The 346-nt window shown below is 50.3% G+C and carries 1 protein-coding gene; it reads left to right on the forward strand.

The annotated features are described in order from the left end of the window. Positions 1-346 (forward strand): hypothetical protein (locus tag SANK73390_RS20990; protein WP_462768267.1); only part of this gene is annotated, 346 nt, incomplete at both ends.

The raw sequence follows: 346 nt of genomic DNA on the forward strand, positions 1-346 counted from the left end.
CTGCGCCTGGTGCGCTACTCAGCAAGTCAAACAACAACTAGCGCCTGTTGCACAGCCGACGTTGCCAAGTGTTGAGGGTTCCGCACTCTATAAAGGAAGCGTTGAAGTTGGCGAAGTGCCAACAATCAAGCCAAGCGCGCTAACACAGCCAGTTGTGCAGCAATTGCAGCCAGTAAAATCTGTTGCACCTAGTTCGCTCACTCAACAAGTCAAACAACTAGCGCCTGTTAGACAGCCGACGTTGCCAAACGTTGAGGGTTCAGCACTCTATAAAGGACGTGTTGAGGTTAACGAAGTACCAACAATTAAGCCCAACGTGCTAACACAGCCAGTTGTGCAGCAATTG

This window comes from Pseudoalteromonas sp. SANK 73390, from assembly GCF_054966645.1.